Here is a 24,143-nt window from a genome sequence, read left to right as displayed (position 1 = left end):
GAGGTCACGAGATGCCGAATTCCTTGCCGATGAGATCGAAAATTTCGTCGTCGGTCGCGGAATCGACTTCCGCGTCGACGTCATTGCCTACGGAATCCGTCCAACGGGACAGCAAGTTCTTGAGCCGCGCGGCGACTTCCGCACCGGCCGCATCACCGGCCGGCAGCGCGGACAGCGCCGCTTCCAGACGGGTCAGCTCCTCGAGCGCGGGCGACTGCCCGTCCCCGGCCAGCCCGGCCCGGACGTGCTCGGCGAGCGCCGCCGGGGTCGGGTAGTCGAAGATGACCGAAGCGGGGAAGCGCACGCCGGTGGCGGTGGCGAGCCGGTTGCGCAGCTCCACGGCGGTCAGCGAATCGAAACCGATCTCCAGGAACCGACGCGCCGGATCCACCGAAGCGGGCTTCGCGTGTCCCAGCACGGCCGCCACTTGGGTGCGTACGAGCTCCAGCACCGCCCGGTCCCGCTCGGCCGGCGGCAGGGACCGCAGACGGGCGGCCAGCTCGTCGGCCGGCTCGACCGGCGCACCGGCGTGGACCGGCACCTCACCGAGCAGCTCGCTCAGCAGCGGGCTGGGCCTCAGCCCGGTGAACCGGGAGCCGAAGCCCGCCCACTCCACGTCGGCGATCATCACCGTGGTCTCGTCGGCCGCCAGCGCCCGGCTCAGCGCGCCGATGGCCGGCTCCGGGGCCATTCCGGGCAACAGCCGCTGCCCCGCCCCCATGCCGGACCCGGCCCAGGCGCCCCAGGCCACCGAGGTGGCGGTCAGGCCCTGGGACCGGCGCTGTCGGGCCAGCCCGTCCAGCACGGCGTTCGCGGCCGCGTAGCTGCCCTGACCTGCGTTGCCGAGCGTCCCGGCGGCCGAGGAGAACAGCACGAACGCGTCCAGGTCGCGGTCACGGGTCAGCTCGTCCAGGTGCCGGGCGCCGCCGGCCTTGACCCGCATGACCTCCGCGACGCGCTCCGGCGTCAACGACTCCAGCACGCCGTCGTCGAGAACGCCCGCGGTATGCACGACGACCCGCAGGCCGGAGACCGTGCCGAGCAGCGCGGCGACCGCGTCCCGGTCCGCCACGTCGCACGCGACGACCCGGGCCCGGGCGCCGAGCGCCTCGAGTTCCGCGACCAGCTCCTGCGCACCCGGCGCCTCCGGGCCACGCCGGCTGGTCAGCACCAGCTCCTCCACGCCCGTACCCGCCAGCCAGCGGGCGACATGACCGCCCAGAGCGCCCGTACCACCGGTCACCAGCGCGCTTCCCCCGAACCCGGGAGAGGCCACGTCGTCCGGTACGGGCGTCGCCCGCGTCAGACGGCAGCCCCACACGCCGGAGGAGCGGATGGCGATCTGGTCCTCGCCGGTGGCGCCGCCGAGGATCCGGCTCAGGAGCTCCCCGGCGCGCTCGTCCGGCTCGCCGGGCAGGTCGATCAGACCGCCCCAGCGGTCCGGCTGCTCCAGGCCGATCACCCGGCCGAGACCCCAGATCCCGGACTGGTCCGGGTCCACTGTCTCGCCGTCGGCCACCGACACGGCGCCGCGGGTGACACACCACAGAGGGGCGTCGAGATCGGCCGCGGCGAGGGCCTGGACCAGGGAGACCGTTCCGACGACCGGGAGGAGCGAGACGACACCCGCGACGTCCGCGACTTCCGCGTCGCCGTCCAACTGCGCGATCGTCGTCACGTGTACGTCGGCTCCGGCGGTGCGCAGCGCGGTGACGACCGCGTCCGCGTCGTCCGTCTCGCGACCGGGCTCGACCACGACCAACCAGGTGCCGGTCAGTGGCGGAGCCCCGGCCGCCGCCGGGACCGGAGTCCAGGTCAGGCGGTAGCGCCAGGAATCGATGACCGACTGCTCCTGCCGCGCACGCCGCCAGGACGACAGCTCGGGCAGCAGAGCGCTGAGCGGCCGGTCGGCGTCGATGCCGAGGGAGCCCAGGTCCCCACGCTCGACGGCGTCCCAGAACGCGGCGTCCACCACGCTCGTGGCGGACTCGGCCTCGGCGGTCGGCTCCAGCCAATAGCGCTCGCGTTGGAAGGCGTAGGTGGGGAGTTCGATGCGGCGTGCGCCGGGGAAGACCGTGGGCCAGTCGATGGTGAGGCCGCGGGTGTGGAGGGTGCCGAGGGCGGTGAGGAGGGTGGTTGCTTCGGGTCGGTTGGGGCGGAGGGCGGCTATGCCGTCGCCGTCGGTGAGTGAGGTCAGGGTGCCGTCGGGGCCGAGTTCGAGGAAGGTGGTGGTGCCGAGGGTGCGGAGGGTGGTGAGGCCGTCGGCGAAGCGGACGGCCTCCCGGACGTGGCGGACCCAGTACTCGGCGGTGAGCAGTTCGTCGCCTGCGACGGCACCGGTGACGTTGGAGACGATGGGCAGGGTGGGGGAGTGGAAGGCGACATCGTCGAGTACGGCGGCGAAGTCGTCCAGCATCGCGTCCATCCGGTGCGAATGGAACGCATGACTGACCCACAGGCGCCGGGTCTTGACCCCGCGAGAGGAGAGGATGTCGGCGACGCTCTCGACGGCTTCTGTGTCTCCGGAGATGACGGTGGATTCGGGGCCGTTGACGGCGGCGATGGTGACGCCGTCGGTGAGGAGGGGGAGCACGTCGCTTTCGGGTGCGGCGACGGAGACCATGGCACCGCCGGCAGGCAGCGCCTGCATCAGACGGCCGCGCGCGGCGACCACACGTGCCGCGTCTTCGAGGGACCACACCCCCGCCACGTGCGCGGCGGCAAGCTCACCGATGGAGTGGCCGAGGAGGTGGTCCGGCTTCACGCCCCACGAGGAGACGAGGTGGTAGAGCGAGACTTCGAGGGCGAAAAGAGCCGCCTGGGTGTAGAGGGTCTCACTCAGCAGGTCGGCGTCGTCGCCCCAGACCACTTCGTGCAGGGGCCGGTCGAGGTGGCGGTCGAGCTCGGCGCAGACCTCGTCCCATGCCTGGGCGAAGACCGGGTACGAGCTGTGCAGCTCGCGGCCCATGCCGAGCCGTTGGGAGCCCTGGCCCGTGAACAGCACGCCCAGGCCACCGGCCACCGGAACACCGATGGTCAGTGAGTCGAGTCCGGCGAGGAGTTCCTCGCGGTTCGTGCCCACGACCACCGCGCGATGCGACAGCGCCGCTCGCGTCGAGGCCAACGACCAGCCCACGTCCGCCGGATCCAGCTCCGGATTGCGGTGCAGGAAGGACTTCAGGCGCTCGGCCTGCGCCCGAAGCGCAGCCTCGCCCTCACCCGACACCACCCAGGGGACGGCGGGCAGTTCGGCCTCGTCCGGCTCGGGCAGACCGGGTTCCGACGGTACCTGTTCGAGAATGACGTGGGCGTTGGTGCCGCTCGCGCCGAACGAGGACACGCCGGCGCGGCGGAGGTCGCCGGTCTCCGGCCAGGCCGTGCGCTCGGTGAGCAACTCCACGGCGCCCGCGGACCAGTCGACGTGGGGCGTGGGTTCGTCGACGTGCAGGGTCCGGGGCAGTACACCGTGCCGCATCGCCATGACCATCTTGATGACACCGGCCACACCCGCAGCAGCCTGGGCGTGTCCGATGTTGGACTTGACGGATCCCAGCAGCAGCGGACGGTCCGCGTCGCGGTCCTGGCCGTAGGTGGCGAGCAGCGCCTGCGCCTCGATGGGGTCGCCGAGCGTGGTGCCCGTGCCGTGTGCCTCCACGGCGTGGACGTCCCGGGACGCCAGGCCCGCGCTTGCCAGTGCCTGACGGATCACCCGTTGCTGGGAGGGGCCGTTGGGGGCGGTGAGGCCGTTCGAGGCGCCGTCCTGGTTGACGGCGGAGCCTCGTACCACGGCCAGGACCGGGTGGCCGTTGCGCCGGGCGTCCGACAGTCGCTCGACGAGGAGCATGCCGACGCCCTCGGCCCAGCCCGTACCGTCCGCGGCCGCCGCGAACGACTTGCACCGGCCGTCGGCGGAGAGTCCGCCCTGGCGTGAGAACTCCACGAAGATCTGGGGCGTCGCCAGCACGGTGACACCGCCCGCGAGCGCCATCGAGCACTCGCCCCGCCGCAGCGACTCGCACGCCAGATGCAGCGCCACCAGCGACGACGAGCACGCCGTGTCCACCGTCAGCGCGGGGCCTTCGAGGCCGAACGTGTAGGCCACACGGCCGGACGCGACACTGCCCGCGGTGCCGGTCCCGAGGTAGCCCTCGGCGTCTTCCGGAACGTCGCGCAGCCAGGAGGCGTAGTCGTGGTACATCACGCCCGTGAAGACGCCGGTCCTGCTGCCCTTCAGCGAGTCGGGGGCGATGCCGGCCCGTTCGAACGCCTCCCAGGACGCCTCCAGCAGCAGCCGCTGCTGCGGATCCATCGCGGCCGCCTCACGCGGCGAGATCCCGAAGAAGGCGGCGTCGAACTCGGCCGCGTCGTAGAGGAACCCGCCGTCACGCGTGTACGACGACCCCGTGCGGCCCTTCGCGCCGGCCAGGGCCGCGAGGTCCCAGCCCCGGTCCGACGGGAGGACGGACACGGCGTCGGCCGCGGAATCGACGAACCGCCACAGGTCGTCGGGCGAGTCGATCCCGCCCGGGTAGCGGCAGCTCATGCCGACGATCACGATCGGGTCGTCGTCGAGTGCGGCCGGGGCCGCGACGGCGGCCGGTACGACAGCGGCACCGGCACCCCATGCCTGCGCGCGTACGTACTCCGCGAGCACGCGGGGGGTGGGGTAGTCGAAGACGGCGGTGGCCGGCAGCCGGACGCCGGTGGCGGCGCTGATGCGGTTGCGCAGTTCCACGGCGGTCAGCGAGTCGAAGCCGATCTCCTGGAATGTCCGCGCCACGTCGACGGACTCCGCGGACGCGTGCCCGAGGACGGCTGCGACGTGCTCCTGCAGCAGCCGCAGGACGTACTGGTCCTGCTCGGCCTGGGACCGCCCGGCGAGGTGGTGGCGCAGCCCGGCCGGGCCGCCGCCGCCCTGGGCAGCACGGCGGACCGGCGCGCTGACCAGACCGCGCAGAACGGACGGCAGCGTGCCGGCAGCCGCCTGCTCACGCAGCGCGGGGAGATTGAGCGGATCGGCCAGCACCATCGCCTCGTCGGCGGCGAGCGCGGCGTCGAACAGCTCCAGCCCCTGCTGGTCGGTCAGGCTCGTGCCGACCGACCGGGAGATCCTGGACAGCTGTACGTCGTCCAGGTCACTGGTCAGTTCGCTGCGCTGTTCCCAGAAGCCCCAGGCGATGGAGGTGGCGGGGAGGCCGGTGGCGCGTCGGTGTGCCGCGAGGGCGTCGAGGTAGACGTTGGCGGCGGCGTAGCCGGCCTGGCCTCCGTTGCCGAGGATGCCGGCGGCGGAGGAGAAGAGGACGAAGGCGGAGAGGTCCAGGTCGCGGGTGAGTTCGTGGAGGTGCCGGGCGGCGTCCGCCTTGGGAGCCATGACGTTGCTCAGGCGCGCGGCGTCGAGCGAGTCGATCACACCGTCGTCGAGGACGCCGGCCGTATGGACGACCATGCGCAGGTCGTCGATGGAGCGGACGACCTCCGCGATGGCGTCGCGGTCGGCCACGTCACAGGCGACGACCCGTACCCGGGCGCCCAAGGCCTTGAGTTCGGTGGTGAGTTCAGGTGCGCCGGGGGCGGTGGTGCCGCGGCGGCTGACCAGGATGAGGTCGCGCACGCCGTGGGTGGTGACGAGGTGGCGGGCGACGAGCGCGCCGAGGGTTCCGGTGCCGCCGGTGATGAGAGTGGTGCCGGTGGTGAGTTCGAGGTCGGTACTGTGGTGGGTCTTGGCCAGGCGGGGTGCGAGGACGTGCCCGTTGCGGACGGCCAGCTGCCACTCGCCGGCGGCGGCCGCGGCCTCGACGTCCGGGAGCGGTGCGCTCGCCTCGTCCACGTCGATCAGCAGGAACTGACCGGGATTCTCGGTCTGCGCGGAGCGGACCAGCCCCCACACGGCGGCGCCGTCGAGGTCCGGCACGTCCTCGCCACGGGCGGCCGCCATCGCACCGCGGGTCACGATGGCCAGTCGGGAGTCGGCGAAGCGCGCGTCGGATAGCCACTGCTGTACGACGCCCAGCACCTGGGCGGGCTCGGTGCCCTCGACGCGCACCCACTCGGGCGCGGCTTCGTCCGCGGCCGGCGCGGTGAACGGCACCAGGTCCCGGCCGTCCGTGCTGATGGTTCGTTCCACCCACTCCACACGGAACAACGCGTCGACCGCACCACCACGGGCAGCGGCGAGCCGGCCGTCGGAGACGGGTCGCAGGACCAGGGACTCCACGGACAGCACCGGTTCGCCGGAGCCGTCGGTCACCCGCAGCGAGATCGCGTCCGTGCCGATGGGGGTCAGCACCACCCGCAGAGAAGACGCCCCGACCCCGTGCAAGGACACGCCGCTCCAGGAGAACGGCAGGTACGCCTGAGTGCCCTCGGTGATCAGGCCACCCAGCCCGACGCCGTGCAGCGCGGCGTCGAGCAGGGCCGGGTGCACCGCACACCGCGCGGCGTCACCATGCGCCTCTTCGGCCACGGCGATCTCGACGAACACCTCGTCACCACGACGCCATGCGGCGCGCAGGCCGCGGAACACCGGGCCGTAGGCATAGCCGCGCTCCGCCAGGACGTCGTAGACCCCGTTGATCTCCACCCGCGTGGCATGCGCCGGAGGCCACTCCTGCGGACCACGGGGCGCCGCGTCGGAGACACCGAGCGAACCGGTCGCGTGCCGGAACCATTCACCCTCTCCGCGACGCGCGTGGACGGACAGCGAACGGCGTCCCTCGTCGTCCACTCCCGTCACCGATACCTGGACCTCGACGGTGCCGCGCTCGGGCAGCACCAGTGGCCCCTCGAGCGTCAGTTCCTCCACCACGTCACAGCCGAACCGCAGCCCTGCCTGCAGGGCGAGCTCGACGAAGCCCGTGCCCGGGAAGATCACCACGTCGGACACCGCGTGTTCGGCGAGCCACGGCTGACCCGCGAGCGTGAGCACGCCGGTCAGCACGCCACCACCGGAGTCGGGCAACGGCACCTCCGCGCCCAGCAAGGGGTGGTCGATGCCGGCCGTCCCGGGCGCCTGCCGATCGGGTGCCACCCAGAAGCGCTCGCGCTTGAAGACATAGGTCGGCAGGTCGACGACCCGCGCACCATGCCCTGCGAACGCCGCCTGCCAGTCCACGTCGACGCCCTGTACATGCAGCCGGGACAGCGAGGTGAGGAACTGGGCCGGTCCACCGTGGTCCCGTCGGAGGGAGCCGGTCACGCAAGCGCGGACGTCGGCGGCGTCGGCGGTGTCCTGTACGCCCACGGTCAGGACGGGGTGGGGGCTCGCTTCGACGAAGACGGTGTGGTTGAGGGTGAGCAGGTTGTCGATGGTGTTCTGGAATTCGACGGTGTGGCGGAGGTTGCGGTACCAGTAGGTCGCGTTCAGCTCTGCTGTGTCGGTGAGTTGTCCGGTGACGGTCGAGTAGAAGGGGATGGTGCCCGTGCGGGGTGCGACGGGTGCGAGTGCTTCCGCGAGTTCCTCTTCGATCTGCTCGACGTGGGTGGAGTGGGAGGCGTAGTCGACGGGGATGCGCTTGGCCTGCGGGAACTCGGCCAGGATCGCGTCAAGGACGTCGTTGTCGCCTGATACGACGGTCGATGCGGGGCCGTTGACGGCTGCGATCGACAGTCCGTCCCGGCCTCGCAGCTGGTCGGCGGGCAGGGGTACGGACACCATGCCGCCCTGACCCGACAGTGCGAGCAGGGCCTTGCTGCGGAGGGCGACGATCCGGGCGCCGTCTTCCAGCGAGAGCCCACCCGCGACGCATGCCGCTGCGATCTCGCCCTGGCTGTGGCCCACGACCGCGGCGGGGGTGACGCCGTAGGAGCGCCAGAGCTCGGCGAGGGAGACCATGACGGCCCACAGCACCGGCTGCACCACATCCACGCGGCGCAGCGCCTCTTCATCAGCGAGGACGTCGAACAGCGACCAGTCGACAAAGGCGCTGAGCGCCTGGGCGCACTCCCGCATCCGCTGGGCGAACACCGGAGCCGAGTCGATCAGCTCCAGCGCCATCCCGGTCCACTGCGACCCCTGACCGGGGAACACGAACACCACACCGCGCCCCGGCTCGGCGGCGTCCGCGGTCTCCAGCGCGTCCAGCCCGTGCCGGAGCTCTTCGAGTTCCGTGCCCACGACCACCGCGCGGTGCGACAGCACCGCCCGCGTCGAGGCCAGCGACCAGCCGACGTCCACCGGATCCAGCAGCGGGTTGTCCGCCACGAAAGACTTCAAGCGCTCGATCTGCGTGCGCAGCCCCTCGGCACTGTCACCCGACAGCACCCAGGGAACGACCGGCAGTGGCCCGGCCCCTTCTCCTGCGGCTTCGGGCTCGGCCGCCGGCTCCGGCGCCTGCTCCAGTACGACGTGGGCGTTGGTGCCGCTCACGCCGAACGCGGACACACCGGCCCGCCGCGGCCTGTCGGCCCCGGGCCACTCCGTCCGTTCGGTCAGCAGCTCGACCGCGCCTGCGGACCAGTCCACCTTGGGCGTCGGCTCGTCGACGTGGAGGGTCTGCGGCAGCACGCCGTGCCGCATCGCCATGACCATCTTCATGACCCCGGCGACGCCGGCGGCAGCCTGGCTGTGCCCGAGGTTGGACTTGAGTGAACCGAGCAGCAGGGGCCGTTCCCGGCCCTGGCCGTACGTGGCCAGCAGTGCCTGGGCCTCGATCGGGTCGCCCAGCGTCGTACCCGTGCCGTGCGCCTCCACGGCGTCGACATCAGCTGCCGCCAGACCGGCGTTCGCCAGCGCCTGGCGGATGACCCGCTGCTGGGACGGACCGTTCGGGGCCGTCAGACCGTTCGACGCGCCGTCCTGGTTGACCGCCGAACCACGCACGACGGCCAGGATCTGGTGCCCGTTGCGCTCGGCGTCCGACAGCCGCTCCACCAGGAGCATGCCGACGCCCTCGGCCCAGCCCGTACCGTCCGCACCGGCGGCGAAGGACTTGCACCGGCCGTCGGCCGCGAGCCCGCGCTGACGTGAGAACTCCACGAAAGTGGCCGGCGTCGCCATCACGGTGACACCTCCGGCGAGCGCCATCGAGCACTCGCCGCGCCGCAGCGACTCGCAGGCCAGATGCAGCGCCACCAGCGACGACGAACACGCCGCGTCCACGGTGAGCGCGGGGCCCTGGAGGCCCAGGGTGTAGGCGATGCGCCCGGACATCACGCTGGTCGCGGCGCCCGTCAGCGCGTACCCCTCGTCGGAGTCCGACGGGTAGCCCTGCGTCCAGCCGCCGACGAAGACGCCGGTGCGGCTGGATCGCACCGAATCCGGTGCGATCCTGGCGCGCTCGAAGACCTCCCACGCGGCCTGGAGCAACAGCCGCTGCTGCGGGTCCATCGCCAGGGCCTCACGCGGCGAGATGCCGAAGAAGCCCGCGTCGAACTCGGCGGCGTCGTGCAGGAATCCGCCGGTGCGTACGTAGGACCTGCCGGCCCGGTCCGGGTCGGGGTCGTACAGGCCGTCCGCGTCCCAGCCGCGGTCGTCGGGGAATTCCGAGAGGACCTCCCGGCCCTCGCTGACCAGCTGCCAAAGGTCCTCGGGAGAGCGGATGTCGCCCGGGAACCGGCAGCTCATCGCGACGATGGCGATCGGCTCGTCAGCGGCGTACGAGGCGGCACCCGCACCCGCACCCGCGAGCGCTCCGGACGTCGGCAGGCCCAGCAGCTCCGTCCGCAGCAGTCCGGCGACCGCCCGGCAGGTGGGGTGGTCGAACATCAAGGTGGCCGGCAGGCGCAGGCCGGTGGCCGCGTTCAGGCGGGTGCGCAGTTCGACCGCGGTGAGCGAGTCGAAGCCCAGCTCACGGAACGGCACCGTCGGGTCGACCGCCGCGGGGCCGCGGTGGCCCAGCAGGTCGGCGGCGTGCTCGCGCACGAGGTCCGCCAGCACCCGTTCCTGTTCCGCGGCGGGCAGCGCGCCGAGGCGCGTGCGCAGCTCCGCGTGACCGCCGGCCGGGCCGGCGCTCTCCAGGCACTTCCGTACCTCGGGCAGCTCGCCGATCAGCGGGCTCGGCCGGGAGGCCGTGAACGCCGGGGCGAACGTCCCCCAGTCGACATCCGCGACGGTCGGACAGGGCTCGCCCGTGCCACCCGCCTGCCGGAGCGCGCCGACCGCCAGCTCGGGCGGCATCGGGCGCAGGCCGTTGCGGCACAGACGCTCCTCGTCCTCGCCGGCGAGGCTGCCGCCCCACGCTCCCCAGGCCACCGCGGTGCCCGCCAGCCCGCGGGACCGGCGCCGCAGGGCCAGTGCGTCGAGGAAGGCGTTCGCGGCGGCGTAGCCCGCCTGCCCGGCGCCGCCCCAGACCGCCGAGGCCGACGAGAAGAGGACGAAAGCGTCCAGCTCCTCGTCACCGACGAGCTCGTCCAGGTGCGCCGCGCCGGTTACCTTGGCGCGGAAGACGTCGGCGTATTCGTCGAGATCCGCGTCGATGCGGCCGTCGAACTGCACCGCGCCGGCCAGGTGCACCACGGCGGTCAGTCGGTCCGACAGCGGGCGGAGCACTCCGGCAAGAGCGGCGCGGTCGGTCACGTCGCAGGCCGCGATGGTCACCTGCGCGCCCAGAGCGGTCAGTTCCGCTTCCAGCGCGGCGGCACCCGGGGCCTGTGGCCCGCGCCGGCTGAGCAGGACCAGATGCTCCGCTCCGGCCCCCGCGAGCCACTTCGCGACGTGCGCGCCCAGTGCGCCGGTGCCGCCGGTGACCAGTACCGTGCCGCGCGGACGCCAGGCGCTCGCCGGACCGGTGACGGGCGCGGATTCCAGCCGCCGGCCCAGGACCGCCGAGGACCGCACCGCGATCTGGTCCTCGGCACCCGCCTCGGCCAGTGCCGCGACGAACCGCCGCAGCACCCGCGCGTCGCACACCTCGGGCAGGTCGATCAGCCCGCCCCAGCGCCCGGTCCGCTCCAGCCCGGCCACCCGGCCGAAGCCCCAGACCGCCGCCTGGGCGGCGCTCGGCCCCGGGTCCGCGTCAACAGCGGCCACGGCGGACCGGGTGACGCACCAGAGCGGGGCTTCGACGCCGGCCGCCGCGGCGGCGCACAGCAGCTCCACCGTGGCCGCCAGTCCCTGCGGGAGGGCGGAGTACGTGGCGTGCGGGCGCTCGTCGACGGCCAGGAACGAGACGACACCGGCGACGCCGTCGGCGCCCGCCGTGTCCGTGAGCAGCCCCGTCAGGGCCGAGCGTTCGGCACCGTCGGGCCGCACCTCGACCGTACGGACCCGCACGCCGTGCTCGGCCAGGGCCCGGCAGCACGCGGCGGACCACTCGTCGCCCGCCGGAACCACGGCCAGCCAGGTGCCGGACGGTGCGCCGGTGCCCGGGCCGGACAGCGGCCGCCAGCCGATGCGGTAACGCCAGGCGTCCACGGTGGACCGCTCACGACGCCGACGGCGCCACGAGGACAGCGCGGGCACAACACCGTCCAGCACCGCCCCGTCGATCTGCAAGGTGGCCGCGAGCGATTCCAGGTCTTCGCGTTCCACGGCGTCCCAGAACCGGGAATCGACCGCGTCCATGACCGACGGCTCCAACCAGAAACGTTCCCGCTGGAACGCGTAGGTCGGCAGCTCCACCTGCCGGGCACGGGCGAAGACCGGCCGCCAGTCGACGCGGGCACCACACACGTGCAACTGCGCGAGGGAGAGCATGAACCGCTCGGCGGTCCCGTGGTCACGGCGCAGGGAGCCGGTCACGACGACCTGGGTGTCGGCGGCGTCGGCGGTGTCCTGCACCCCCGCCGCGAGAACGGGGTGCGGGCTCGCCTCGACGAAAGCGGTGTGGCCGAGGGTGAGCAGGTTCTCGATGGTGTTCTGGAACTCGACGGTGTGGCGGAGGTTGCGGTACCAGTAGGCCGCGTCGAGTTCGGCCGTGTCCGTGAGTGCGCCCGTCACGGTCGAGTAGAACGGGATGTCTCCCGTGCGGGGTGTGATCGGTGCCAGTGTTTCCGCGAGTTCGTTCTCGAGCTGTTCGACGTGGGTGGAGTGGGAGGCGTAGTCGACGGGGATGCGCTTGGCCTGCGGGAACTCCGTCAGGATCGCGTCCAGGACGTCGTTGTCGCCCGAGACGACCGTCGAGGCCGGTCCGTTGACAGCCGCGATCGACAGCCCGTCACGACCACGCAGCCGGTCCGCGGGGAGGGGTACGGAGACCATGCCGCCCTGACCCGACAGCGCGAGCAGGGCCTTGCTGCGCAGGGCGACGATGCGGGCGCCGTCCTCCAGGGACAGGCCGCCCGCGACGCATGCCGCCGCGATCTCGCCCTGGGAGTGGCCCACGACCGCTGCCGGAGTGACACCGTAGGAGCGCCACAGCTCGGCCAGCGAGACCATGACGGCCCACAGCACCGGCTGCACCACATCCACGCGGCGCAGCGCCTCTTCATCCGACAGCACATCGAACAGCGACCAGTCGACAAAGGCGCTGAGCGCCTGGGCGCACTCCCGCATCCGCTCGGCGAACACCGGAGCCGAGTCGATCAGCTCCAGCGCCATCCCGGTCCACTGCGACCCCTGCCCCGGGAAGACGAACACCACGTCGCCGGATACGGCGGTGCCCCGCACGACGCCCGGGTCGGACTCCCCGTTCGCCACCGCGTCCAGTCCCCGCACCAGCGCATCGCGGTCCGACCCCACGACCACCGCGCGGTGCGAGAGCATCGCCCGCGTCGATGCCAGCGACCAGCCGACGTCCGCCGGGTCCAGCTCCGGGCCGCCCTCCACGAAGGAGCGCAGCCGCTCCGCCTGCGCCCTGAGCCCTGCCTCACCGTGGCCCGAGAGGACCCACGGAAGCACGAGGGGCGATGCGGTGTTCCGGCTCTCCGGCCCGGACCCCGACGGTGCCTGCTCCAGTACGACGTGGGCGTTGGTGCCGCTCACGCCGAACGACGACACACCCGCACGTCGCGGAGCGTTCGTCTCCGGCCAGTCCCTCCGCTCGGTCAGCAGTTCCACCGATCCCGCGGACCAGTCGACGTGCGTCGACGGCTCGTCGACGTGCAGGGTCTGCGGCAGGACGCCTTGCCGCATCGCCATGACCATCTTGATGACACCGGCCACACCAGCAGCGGCCTGCGTGTGACCGATGTTCGACTTCACCGAGCCCAGCAGCAGAGGCCGTTCCCGGTCCTGACCGTACGCCGCCAGCAGCGCCTGCGCCTCGATCGGATCGCCCAGCGCCGTACCTGTACCGTGCGCCTCCACCGCGTCGACATCAGCTGCCGCCAGACCCGCGCTCGTCAATGCCTGGCGGATGACCCGCTGCTGCGACGGACCGTTCGGCGCCGTCAGACCGTTCGACGCGCCGTCCTGATTGACGGCGGAACCCCGGACCACGGCCAGCACCCGGTGCCCGTTGCGCACCGCGTCCGACAGCCGCTCCACCAGGAGCATGCCGACGCCCTCGGCCCAACCCGTACCGTCCGCGGCCGCGGCGAAGGCCTTGCAGCGCCCGTCCGCCGCGAGTCCCCGCTGGCGCGAGAATTCGACGAACATGCCGGGCGTGGCCATCACGCTCACGCCGCCGGCCAGGGCCAGCGAGCACTCGCCCGACCGCAGCGCCTGCACCGCCAGGTGCAGGGCCACCAGCGACGACGAACAGGCCGTGTCCACCGTCACCGCCGGCCCCTCGAGACCCAGGGTGTAGGACACCCGGCCCGAGGCGACGCTCGCCGCGCTGCCGGTCAGCTGGTAGCCCTCGGCCGATTCCCCGGCGCCGGCCGCGTACCCGGCCGAGGAGGCGCCGACGAACACTCCGGTGCGGCTGCCCTTGAGCGACTCCGCGGGAATGCCCGCGCGTTCGAACGCCTCCCAGGACGCCTCCAGCAGCAGCCGCTGCTGCGGGTCCATCGCGGCCGCCTCACGCGGCGAGATCCCGAAGAAGGCGGCGTCGAACTCGGCCGCGTCGTAGAGGAATCCACCGTCGCGGGCGTACGACGTGCCCGGCTGGTCGGCGTCGGGGTGGTAGAGGCCTTCGAGGTCCCAGCCCCGGTCCGTCGGGAAGGCGGAGATCACGTCCGTACCGTCGGCCACGATCCGCCACAGGTCCTCCGGCGAGCGCACCCCGCCCGGGAACCGGCAGCTCATCCCTACGATGACCACCGGGTCGTCACCGGTGGCCGGCACGGGTGTGCCGGGAGCTTCCGCGCCCTCGTCCGGCCCGCCGTGGAGACGGCGGTGGAGGTGAGCGGCGAGCGCGGCGGGGGTCGGGTGGTCGAAGAGCAGGGTTCCGGGCAGGTCGAGGCCGGTGGCCGTGCCCAGTCGCTCGCAGAGCTCGACCGCGGTGATCGAGTCGAAGCCGAGCTCCTTGAACGTACGCCCGTCGTCGACGGACGCCGCGCCGTCGTGCCCCACGACGACAGCGGCGTGCTGCCGTACGAGCGCGAGCACGGCGCGGGGCCGGTCGGTCCCGGCGGGGGCGGACGCAGCGGGGGCGCGGCGGTCGTGCCGGTCCTGCGGCGGTGCGGGCAGGGCAGGGGCGGGCGCCGGTACGTCGGCGTGCCCGGCCGGTGCGGCCGCGTCGATCCAGTACGACCGGCGCTGGAACGCGTAGGTGGGCAGCGGAACCCGCCGGCTGCCGGGGAACGCCATGTCCCACGCCACCTCGGCGCCCGAGACGTGGAGTTCGGCCAGCGCCGTGACCAGGGCCAGCGGCTCGGGGCGGTCGCGCCGCAGGGTACCCACCAGGACGCCGGGGCGGGTCAGGCACTCGCGGGTCAGGGTGGTGAGGGCCTTGTCCGGGCCCAGCTCCACGAACGTGGTGACGCCTTCGGCCTCCAGGCAGCGCACGCCGTCCAGGAAACGTACGGTCCGGCGGACGTGCTGCACCCAGTACTCGGGGGAGCACAGCTCCTCGGCCGTGGCCAGCGTCCCGGTGACGTTGGACACCAGCGGGATCCGGGGCGCCCGGAAGGTCAGCCCCTCGGCGACCGTGCGCAGCTCGTCGAGCACCGGGTCCATGTGCGAGGAATGGAAGGCGTGGCTCGTGCGCAGCCGCTTGGTCCTCCGGCCGCGCCGCTCCCACTCGGCCGCGATGTCCAGGACGGCCTGCTCGTCGCCGGAGACGACGGTCGCGGCCGGGCCGTTGACCGCCGCGATGGAGATCCTCGCGGCATCCTGACCGCCGTCCGCCAGCGTGGCGGCGACCTCGTCCTCGGAGGCCTCCAGCAGCACCATCGCGCCCGGTTCGGGGACCGACTGCATCAGCCGGCCGCGAGCGGCGACGAAGGCCGCCGCGTCGGCGAGGGACAGCACACCGGCGACATGCGCCGCGGCCACTTCGCCGATCGAGTGACCGATCAGCGCGTCCGGTGCCGGCCCGAAGTCCTCGAGCAGCCGGAACAACGCCACCTCGACCGCGAACAGTGCGGCCTGTGCGTGGACCGTCTGCTCCAGCAGATGGTCGTCCTCCCCGTCGATCACCTCGCGGATGGGCCGGTCCAGGTGCCGGTCCAGCTCCGCACAGACGTCGTCGAAGGCCCGGGCGAACGCCGGGTGGGCGGCGGCGAGTTCCCGGCCCATGCCGAGGCGCTGCGCACCCTGCCCGGTGAAGCTGTAGGCGATCTTGCCCGCGCCCCGGGCGACGCCCGTGACCAGCCCGGCGGCCACCTCGCCCCGGGCCAGCGCGTCCAGTGCCCGGGCCGCGCCGCCGGCGTCCTCGGCGACGATCACGGCGCGGTGCTCGAAGTGCGACCTCGTGGTCGCGAGGGAGAGCCCGAGGTCGGCCAGGCCGGGGGCCGGCTCCTGGTCCCGCAGCCGGTCCGGGTGCTCCAGGTGCGCCCGCAACCGGATTGCCTGGTCCCGCAGCGCCGTCTCCGTAGTCCCCGACAGGGCCAGGGGGAGCGGGCGCGTGACCGACTCCGGCCCGGAGCCGGCTTCCAGTCCGGCAGCGGTCGACCGCGGAGGCGCTTCGGCGAGAACGACGTGGCAGTTCGTGCCGCCCATGCCGAACGAGCTGACGCCGGCGACGAGACGGGAGTCCGGTGCGCGCCAGGCGCCCGCCGTGGTGCGGACCGTGAGGTTCAGCGTGTCCAGCGGGATGCGCGGGTTCGGGGTCTCGAAGTTGAGGGAGGCCGGAAGGCGGCGATGGTGGACGGCGAGGGCGGCCTTGATCAGCCCCGCGATGCCCGCGGCCCCTTCCAGATGCCCGATGTTGGTCTTCACCGAGCCGACCTCTACGGGGCGGACGATCTCGTCTGCCGCCCCCGCCCGGTCGAGGGACCGGCCGAAGACGCGGCCGAGGGCGTCCGCCTCCACCGGGTCGCCGAGAGCCGTCCCGGTCCCGTGCAGCTCCACGTACTGCACGTCCGCGGGCGAGACCCCCGCCCGCTCCTGGGCGAGCCGCACGACGGCCTCCTGGCCGCGCGGATCCGGCGTGGTCAGTGAGGCGCCGCCGCCGTCGTTGTTGACCGCGCTGCCCGCGATGACGCAGTAGACCGTGTCACCGTCGGCGAGGGCGCGGGACAGCGGCTTCAGTACGACGAGACCGCCGCCCTCGCCCCGTACGTAGCCGTTGGCGCGCGCGTCGAAGGTGTAGCAGCGGCCGTCGGGGGAGAGCGCGCCGAACTCGGCGATGTCCGCGGCGGTTTCCGGGGCGAGGTTGAGGTTCACCCCGCCGGCCAGCGCCAGCAGCGACTCGCCCCGGCGCACGCTGTCCGCTGCCATGTGCACCGCGACCAGGGAGGACGCCTGGGCCGCGTCGACGGTCACGCTGGGGCCGCGCAGGCCGAGGCTGTGCGAGACGCGGTTGGCGATCATCGCCCGGTGGGTGCCGGTCAGCGTGTGGTGCGAGCGCCGGCCGCGGGAGAGCTCCGCGTAGTCGTGCGACATCACGCCGAGGAACGTGCCGACCGTGGCGCCGCCCAGGGCGGCGGGGACGATACCGGCGTTCTCCAGCCCCTCCCAGGCCAGCTCCAGCATCAGCCGCTGCTGCGGATCCATGGCCGCCGCTTCCCGCGGCGAAATGCCGAAGAAGGCGGGGTCGAAGCGGTCGACGTCGTCGATGAAGCCGCCGTGGCGGATGCCGGCGGGCGCCGACCCGGGCAGGATCCACCGCCCGGCCGGCACCTCGGTGACGGCCGAGGCGCCGGCGGTCAACAGCCGCCAGAACGCGGTGGGGTCGGGGGCCTGCGGGAACCGGCAGGACATTCCGACGACGGCGACAGCCTCGTCCGCTTCCATGATGATCCTCGGTGGTACTGGGTGATCCTGGCGGGAAGTGTGGTCACTGACCGGGCGGAGACGTCATGCCGCCGCCCCGGTCACCGACCGTGGAAGCGCTCGCTCCACACGTGTGAGAGCGGTCGGCCGGCATCCGCCGCAGCGGACGCGACGACGGCCACGACGTCGTCGCACAGGCTCTCGATGGTCGCGCTGTCGAAGAGCGAGGTGCTGTAGAGCACCGTGCCGGCGAGCGAGCCGTCCACGGTGTCCTCGTACAGGTCGATCTCCATGTCCAGGTTGATGTGGACCGGCGGGTGGCTCATCACGAACGGCTCGGCCGTCGCCTCCGCGAGGCGAAGGGTCTGCGGCGGCGTGTTGACGATCTGGAAGACCACCTTCACCGGCGGGTCCTGGAACAGCGGCGCACCGCCGGCCCACCGGTCGACGGCGCAGACGAACGGCACGTCCTGGTGGGTGTGCGCGTCGGACATCGCGTCGCGCACCTTGACCAGCAACTCGTGGAACGTCGGATCGCCGCCCAGGTCCGTCCGCACGGCCAGCAGCTTGGAGACGAGGCCGACCACGTTCTCCAGCTCGTCACGACCCCGGCCGGCCATGGGCATGCCGACGAGGACGTCCGGGCTCGCCGAACGGGCGGATATCACCAGCTTCATCGCGGCCAGCAGGGTCATGTACAGCGTGGCGTGCGCGGACTCGCCCAGCCGGCGGGCGGCGGTGACGACCTCCAGCGGCAGCCGCCAGTGGAAGACGCCGCTGTCGTAACTGGCCACCTCCTGGCGCGGACGGTCGGTGGGCAGCTCGGCCGGCACCATGCCGTCGTAGTGACGGTGCCAGTAGTCCAACAGGCCCTCCAGCAGCGGCCCCTGCAGCCACTGCTGCTCCCAGAGGGAGAAGTCGGTGTACTGCACCGGAAGCTCCGGCAGTTCGGCCTCGGTTCCGCCGACCAGCGCCGAGTACACCTCGGAGAGATCACGGATGAGCACGCCCCGGGACCAGCCGTCGGTGACCAGGTGGTGCAGGGCGAGCACCAGGACGTGGTCGCGCTCGCCCAGCCGCAGGACGCTCAGCCGCGCCAGCGCGTCCCCGGTGAGGTCGAACGGCCGGGCGGCCTCGCGGCCCGCCAGCACCGAGGCCTCCGCGGCGTCGGCGACCTCGATCACCTCCATACGGACCGGCGCGCTCGCCTGGACCGCCTGGGCGTATCCGCCCGGCTTCCCAACGACGGTGATCCGCAGGGCCTCGTGCCGGGCGACCAGGATCTCCATGGCCCGCCGCAGGTGTGCCAGGTCCAGTTCGCCCGAGACCCGCACGGCCAGCGGGATCGTCCAGTGACCCGCTTGCAGGATGTCCTCGAAGAACATGTCCGCCTGCCGCTGCGCGAAGCTGAACGGCACCGGCAGGGAGCGGGAGCGCTCGAGCGGAACCAGCGGCGGAAGCTCGTGCTCGACGCCGGCGCCGGTGCCGGCGGCACCGGCCACCGTGACCGCCAGCTCCCGTGGCGTCCGCTGCTGGAAGATCGCCTTCAGCGGTATCGAGACGCCGAGCGCCGCCCGGATCCTGGCGACCACCCTGGTGGCGATGAGGGAGTGACCGCCCAGCGAGAAGAAGTCGTCCTCGATGCCGACCCTCTCCGCGCCCAGCAGGTCGGCGTAGATGGCGCAGACGGCCTCTTCCTCGGGCGTGCGCGGGGCGACGTAGCCGACCTCGAGCACGGTGCGCAGGTCGGGCGCGGGCAGCGCGCCACGGTCGATCTTTCCGCCCGTGGTCAGCGGCATCGAATCCAGGACGACGACCGCCGAGGGCACCATGTACTCCGGCACCGCGGCCTCGACATGCAGGCGCAGGGTCTCGGCCAGCCGTCCGTCCCGGCCCGCCGCGGTCGGCTCGGCGACGGCGTAGGCCACCAGCCGCTTGTCCCCGGGCACGTCCTCCCGCACGATCACGGCGGCGTGCAGGACGTCCTCGTGCCGGGCCAGGATCGCCTCGATCTCGCCCGGTTCGATCCGGAAGCCACGGATCTTGACCTGGTCGTCGATCCGGCCGAGGAACTCGAGGTTGCCGTCCGGCAGCCAGCGCACCAGGTCGCCGGAGCGGTACATCCGGGAGCCGTCGGCGCGGAAGGGGTCCGCCACGAAGCGGGTCGCGGTCAGCTCCGGGCGGCCGAGGTAACCCCGGGCCAGACCGGATCCGGCGACGCACAGCTCGCCGGGCACGCCCACCGGGACCGGCCGGAGGTTGCCGTCGACCACGTACACGCGGGTGTTGCCGACGGGCTTGCCGATCGGCGCGGTGAGCGGCCAGTCGGACACGGACGCCGGCAGCGAGTACGACGTGACGACGTGGGCCTCGCTGGGGCCGTAGTGATTGTGCAGCCGCAGCTCGGGGCGGTTCTCGCACAGCTCGCGCAGGTCGTGGTGGAGCGAGAGCGGCTCGCCCGCCTGGGAGAGGTGGCGCAGGGCGGACAGCTCCGGGCCGTGCGGATCCACCTCTTCGGAGATCGCCCGCAGCATCACGTTGGGCAGGAACAGCTGGTCCAGCTCGTGCTCGTGCGCCCAGGCGGCGAACGCGGCGGGGTCCATCCGCAGTTCCTCGTCGGGGATGACGATCGTCTCGCCGTACAGCAGGGCGGAGAAGATCTCCTGCAGCGAGATGTCGAAGGTCACCGCGGCGAACTGCGCCGTCTTCGCGTCGGGACCGACCGGCAGGGCCCGCTTCTGCCACGCCACCAGGTTGATCACGCAGGCGGCGGGCATCAGGATGCCCTTGGGCACGCCGGTGGAGCCGGAAGTGTAGATGACGTAGGCGAGGGCGTCCGCGCTCGTGGGCGTCGCCGGCGCGGTCTCCGGCTGCTTGTCGAGCGTCTCGCGTTCGGCGTCGAGGAGGACGAGATCGGTGCCCGGCGCCTCGAACAGCTCCGTGAACCGCTGCTGTGTGACGGCGGTGGTCACCTTGGCGTCGTCCAGGACGAACCGGATGCGGTCGCGCGGGTGGTTCGGGCCGATCGGTACGTAGGCCGCGCCGGCCCGCAGGATGCCGAGGATCGCCACGACCACCTCGGGGCCGCGCTCGACGCACAGCCCGACGAGGGTCTCGGGCCCGACGCCCCGGCCCTGGAGGTGGTGCGCGAGCTGATTCGCGCGCCGGTCCAGCTCCGCGTAGGTGAGACGCTCGTCGCCGTGGATCACCGCCACGGCGTCCGGGCGCCGCCGCGCCTGCGCGCTGAACAGCTCGGACAGGGAACCCTCGGGTACGGGCCCGGCCGTGTCGTTGAACTCCTCGATGACCTGGGCCCGTTCGGCGTCGTCGAGCAGGGAGATCTCGGAGATCCGCTGGTCGGGGTCCGCCAGCGCGGACCGCAGGACGACACCGATGTGGCGCAGGAGCCGCTCGATGGTCGACGCGTCGAAGAGGGCCTTGCTGTACACGATGTGGCCGATCAGACCGCCGTCGTCGCCCTCGACGAGGTGGAACTCGAGGTCCATGCGGGTGAGGATGCGGCCCGGGTCGAACTGCTCGGTCTCCAGGCCGGCCAAGGACAGCCGCTCGGCCGGGATGTTGATCATCTGGAAGAGGACCTGCACCAGCGGATTGCGCGACAGGTCACGCTCGGGCTGTACATGCTCGACGAGGTACTCGAAGGGCAGGTCGCCGTGTGCGAAGGCGCCGACCGTCACGTTCCGGACCCGGCGCAGCAGCTCACGGTAGGTCGGGTCCCCGGAGAGATCGGTGCGCAGGACCACGGTGTTGACGAAGAAGCCGATGAGGCCCTCGATCTCGGACCGGCCCCGGTTCGCCACCGGTGTGCCGACGGCGATGTCCTCGCTGTCGACGTACCGCGCGAGCACCAGCTGGAAGGCGGCCAGCAGGGTCATGTAGAGGGTCGCGTTCTCGCCGGCACCCAGCTTCCGGGCCGCTTCGACGAGCTCGGCGGGCAGTTCCCAGCGTGCCGCCTCGCCCTCCTGGCGGGCGATGGAGGGACGGGGCCGGTCGGTGGGCAGCTCCAGCGCCGGCTCCATGCCGGCCAGCTGCTTCTGCCAGTGGTCCAGCTGCCGCCGCAGGGTCGGGCCGGACAGCCACTCGCGCTCCCATACCGCGTAGTCCGCGTACTGCACGGGCAGGGGCGGCAGGGCCGGCGTGCGCCCCGCGACGAGCGCCCCGTAGGCGGCCGACAGCTCCCGCACCAGCACGCCCTGCGACCAGGCGTCGGTGGCCACATGGTGCACGATCAGCACCAGGACGTGGTCCTGCTCGTCCAGCCGCAGCACCTTGGCCCGGAACAACGGCCCGACGGCCAGGTCGAAGGGCTCGGCGATCTCCGCACCGGCCAGCTCCCGCGCGGCGGCCAGCCGCTCGGCGGGCGAGTCGCCGGGCACGACCACGACCGGGACGGCGACGTCCTCGGCCGGACTGATCCGCTGGACCGGCTCCCCGCCGTCCTCGCCGAAGGCCGTACGCAGCGCCTCGTGCCGGCCGACCACGATGGAGACGGCCCGCGCGAGGTGCCCGACGTTCAGCCCGCCCCGGATGCGCATCGCGAGCGGGATGTTGTACGAGGCGTTGCCCGGCTCCAGTTGGTCGAGGAACCACAGCCGCTGTTGTGCGAACGACGCCTTGAGGGGCCGGTCTCTTCCGACGGGAACAACTCCGGTGGGTTGTTCCTTACGACGCGTCCGCTCGAAGAGATTGCTCATCGCCGCGCCGAGCCCACCGGTTTTAGGCATGCCTGCGTGCCCCATTGTTCAGCCTTCTCTGGATGGCCGGCGAGACAAGCCCCCGGCGAATGCTGCTGATTGATCCGGTCAAGCCGCGGTGGCCGGCACCACGGAACGCGCGGGAGCACCCGCGACGGAATCGGCACCGACGAGCGGCGGATACGGGTCGAGGCTGTCGACCGGGTGGTATTCCACCTCGACGGTGTGGCCGAGCCCGTATTCGATGGCGAGTTCAAGGAAAAGATCGAGGGCCAGGTGGTCCTCGAAGGCGAAACCGGTGGAGTCGAAAACCGTGCTGCGCCCACGCCAGGCAACGGCCGAACCGGGATCGGCGCAGAACGTGGCCAGCGCGGGGCCGACGGCGTCCTCGAGCAGCTGCTGGCACTCGCCCTCGACGCGGGACTGCGCCAAGTGGTCATAAGTGACGAGCGAACGGGTGAGCAGCCCGAGCGGGAGCTCGGTCTTCCCCGGCAGATCGGCGCCGACCGCGTTCACGTGCACGTGCTCGCGCATGGCGGTGTCGGGAAGAACAGGGCCTTCACCGACGCCCACCGTGGTGGCGGTACAGATGATGTCGGACTCGGCGGCCACGGTCGAGGCTGTGACCAGCTCGATCTCGAGATCCCGGCCGAGGAAGGCGACCCGGCGGGCGAACGTCGCCGCGTGCTCGGGCTCGATGTCGGACACCAGAACCCGGTGCACGTCGAATACCCGCGTAAGGGCGTGCAGTTGCGTGACCGACTGGGCACCGGCGCCGATCAGCCCGACGGTCGCGCTGTCCGGACGGGCCAGCAGCCGGCTCGCCACCGCGGACATGGCCCCGGTCCGGATCGCCGTGGGAACCACACCGTCCGCGAGCGCCACCAGTCGGCCGGTGACGTCGTCGAAGCGGGTCACCGTGCCCAAAATAGTGGGCAGTTCATGGTGCAGAGGATTGGCCGGGGTGTATCCCACGGTCTTGAGCGTCATGCCCTTGCCGGGTTCGTGGTGCGGCATCCATTCGATGACGCCGATGCCGGCGGAGTCCCGGGTGAATCCACCTCGCGGCGGCGTCGGAGCGACTTCGCCGCGCCCCAGCGCGGCCATTCCGGACGCCATTCGGTCGATCATCCGGTCCATCAGTGCATCGCGGCCGACGAGTTGCACGATCCTGGCGATATCAGACGCAGGCAGAATCAACGTACTCATGCAGCCCCAGTCCCCCAACTGTCAATTTCTGCGCCCGAGCGGCTGAGCTCGGCCGACAACGAACCTAGATCGACGTCGCGATGACTGTCAACGACTGCCAACGTTTGTTTCTTCGCAGGTCAGGGCCCCGGAGGAGCCATAACAGATGCGTAGTTCACATGGTCCGGGCTGTAGGGAATTTCACATGCGGGGGCGTGGTAGGCGGGTATGTCGCGGTGCTTCGGGGGATTTGTTCCGACCGTGAACGGGTACGCGATGGCGCGGGTGCCCGATATGGCTGATTCCGGCCTGTGCCGGCGACGCCGTCACGCGCCGCTGTTCGGTGCTTCGTGGGTGGGGGCGCCGGTGGGGTGTTCAACTGCGCGATGGATGATCCGCGTCCGGTGGTCGCGGCGGTGGGTATGGGTGTGGAGTTGGATGCTTTGAAGACGTGGATGAGGGCGCTGGTTTGGGCCGGGCCCCAGAAGGCGATGTATTCGGGTAGGGCGAGGTGGGGGCCCCATTTGTGTTTGTAGGCCAGCTGGCTTTGTGCGGGGTATACCGCGTCGCCGTTTTCTCCGAGCCAGTGCATGAACCAGGTGAACGCCGGGCTGGAGCCCGGGGTTTCGTGGTCGGGGCTGAGGCTGGTGAAGGGGGTGAAGCCGAAGTGGAGCCAGTCGGCGCCTTCGGTTTGGAAGGTGTCGATGGCGTGTTTGTTGATGGCTTCCATGATGCCGGGGGTGTCGCCGGGTAGTCTGCGGCTGAGGTCGTGTAGCCAGCCGGGCCGGCTGCCGTGGGCGGGGGAGTAGGGGATGTAGCCGACTGTTTTGCCGTCGATGAGGCCGACGAAGAGCCTGCGGTGGGCTTGTGGGGGGCCTCCGTGCTCGCCGACGAGGAATTCCAGTGTTCTGGCGTGTTCGCCTTTGCTGCCGAGCCAGGCCGCGTCCACGGCGGCCACGTCGTCGGCCCATTGTTCCAGGGGGCCTTCGATGACGGTGAGGCCGGCGCGGACGGGCGTGAGGCTGCGGTGGGGGAGCCCGGGGAGGTGTGCGTGCGCACCCCGGCGCGGATGCTGGGCTACTGGAAGAACCAGGAGGCGAGTG

The 24,143-nt window shown here is 72.2% G+C and carries 4 protein-coding genes; all 4 read right to left on the bottom strand.

The annotated features are described in order from the left end of the window. Positions 1 to 4: 4 nt before the first annotated feature. Positions 5 to 17,158, bottom strand: a complete 17,154-nt coding sequence (locus ACIGXW_RS12525; protein WP_399572540.1) for a type I polyketide synthase — start codon at positions 17,156 to 17,158, stop codon at positions 5 to 7. An 80-nt stretch (positions 17,159 to 17,238) separates the two neighbouring features. Next, entirely contained in the window at positions 17,239 to 21,882 is a 4,644-nt protein-coding gene (locus ACIGXW_RS12520; RefSeq protein WP_399572538.1) for an amino acid adenylation domain-containing protein, read from the bottom strand. Positions 21,883 to 21,960: 78 nt separating this feature from the next. Beyond that, the gene (locus ACIGXW_RS12515) at positions 21,961 to 23,019 is read right to left on the bottom strand and encodes an ornithine cyclodeaminase family protein (protein ID WP_399572536.1); all 1,059 of its coding nucleotides are present in this window, start codon (positions 23,017 to 23,019) and stop codon (positions 21,961 to 21,963) included. A 196-nt stretch (positions 23,020 to 23,215) separates the two neighbouring features. After that, a complete protein-coding gene (locus tag ACIGXW_RS12510; protein WP_399573498.1) occupies positions 23,216 to 24,133 on the bottom strand; it encodes a phosphatidylglycerol lysyltransferase domain-containing protein in 918 nt (305 codons plus the stop codon). Between the last annotated feature and the right edge of the window lie 10 nt (positions 24,134 to 24,143).

The sequence above is a fragment of the Streptomyces sp. NPDC053079 genome (assembly GCF_044546695.1).
Taxonomy (GTDB): Bacteria; Actinomycetota; Actinomycetes; order Streptomycetales; family Streptomycetaceae; genus Streptomyces.
Note: the sequence above shows the minus strand (reverse complement) of the source record. Positions and strands in the feature narration are given on the sequence as shown.

Bases quoted from the DNA above. Each gene is read 5' to 3' on its own strand.
- ACIGXW_RS12525 (WP_399572540.1), bottom strand. From the start codon at position 17,158: ATGGAAGCGGACGAGGCTGTCGCCGTCGTCGGAATGTCCTGCCGGTTC.
- ACIGXW_RS12520 (WP_399572538.1), bottom strand. From the start codon at position 21,882: ATGCCTAAAACCGGTGGGCTCGGCGCGGCGATGAGCAATCTCTTCGAG.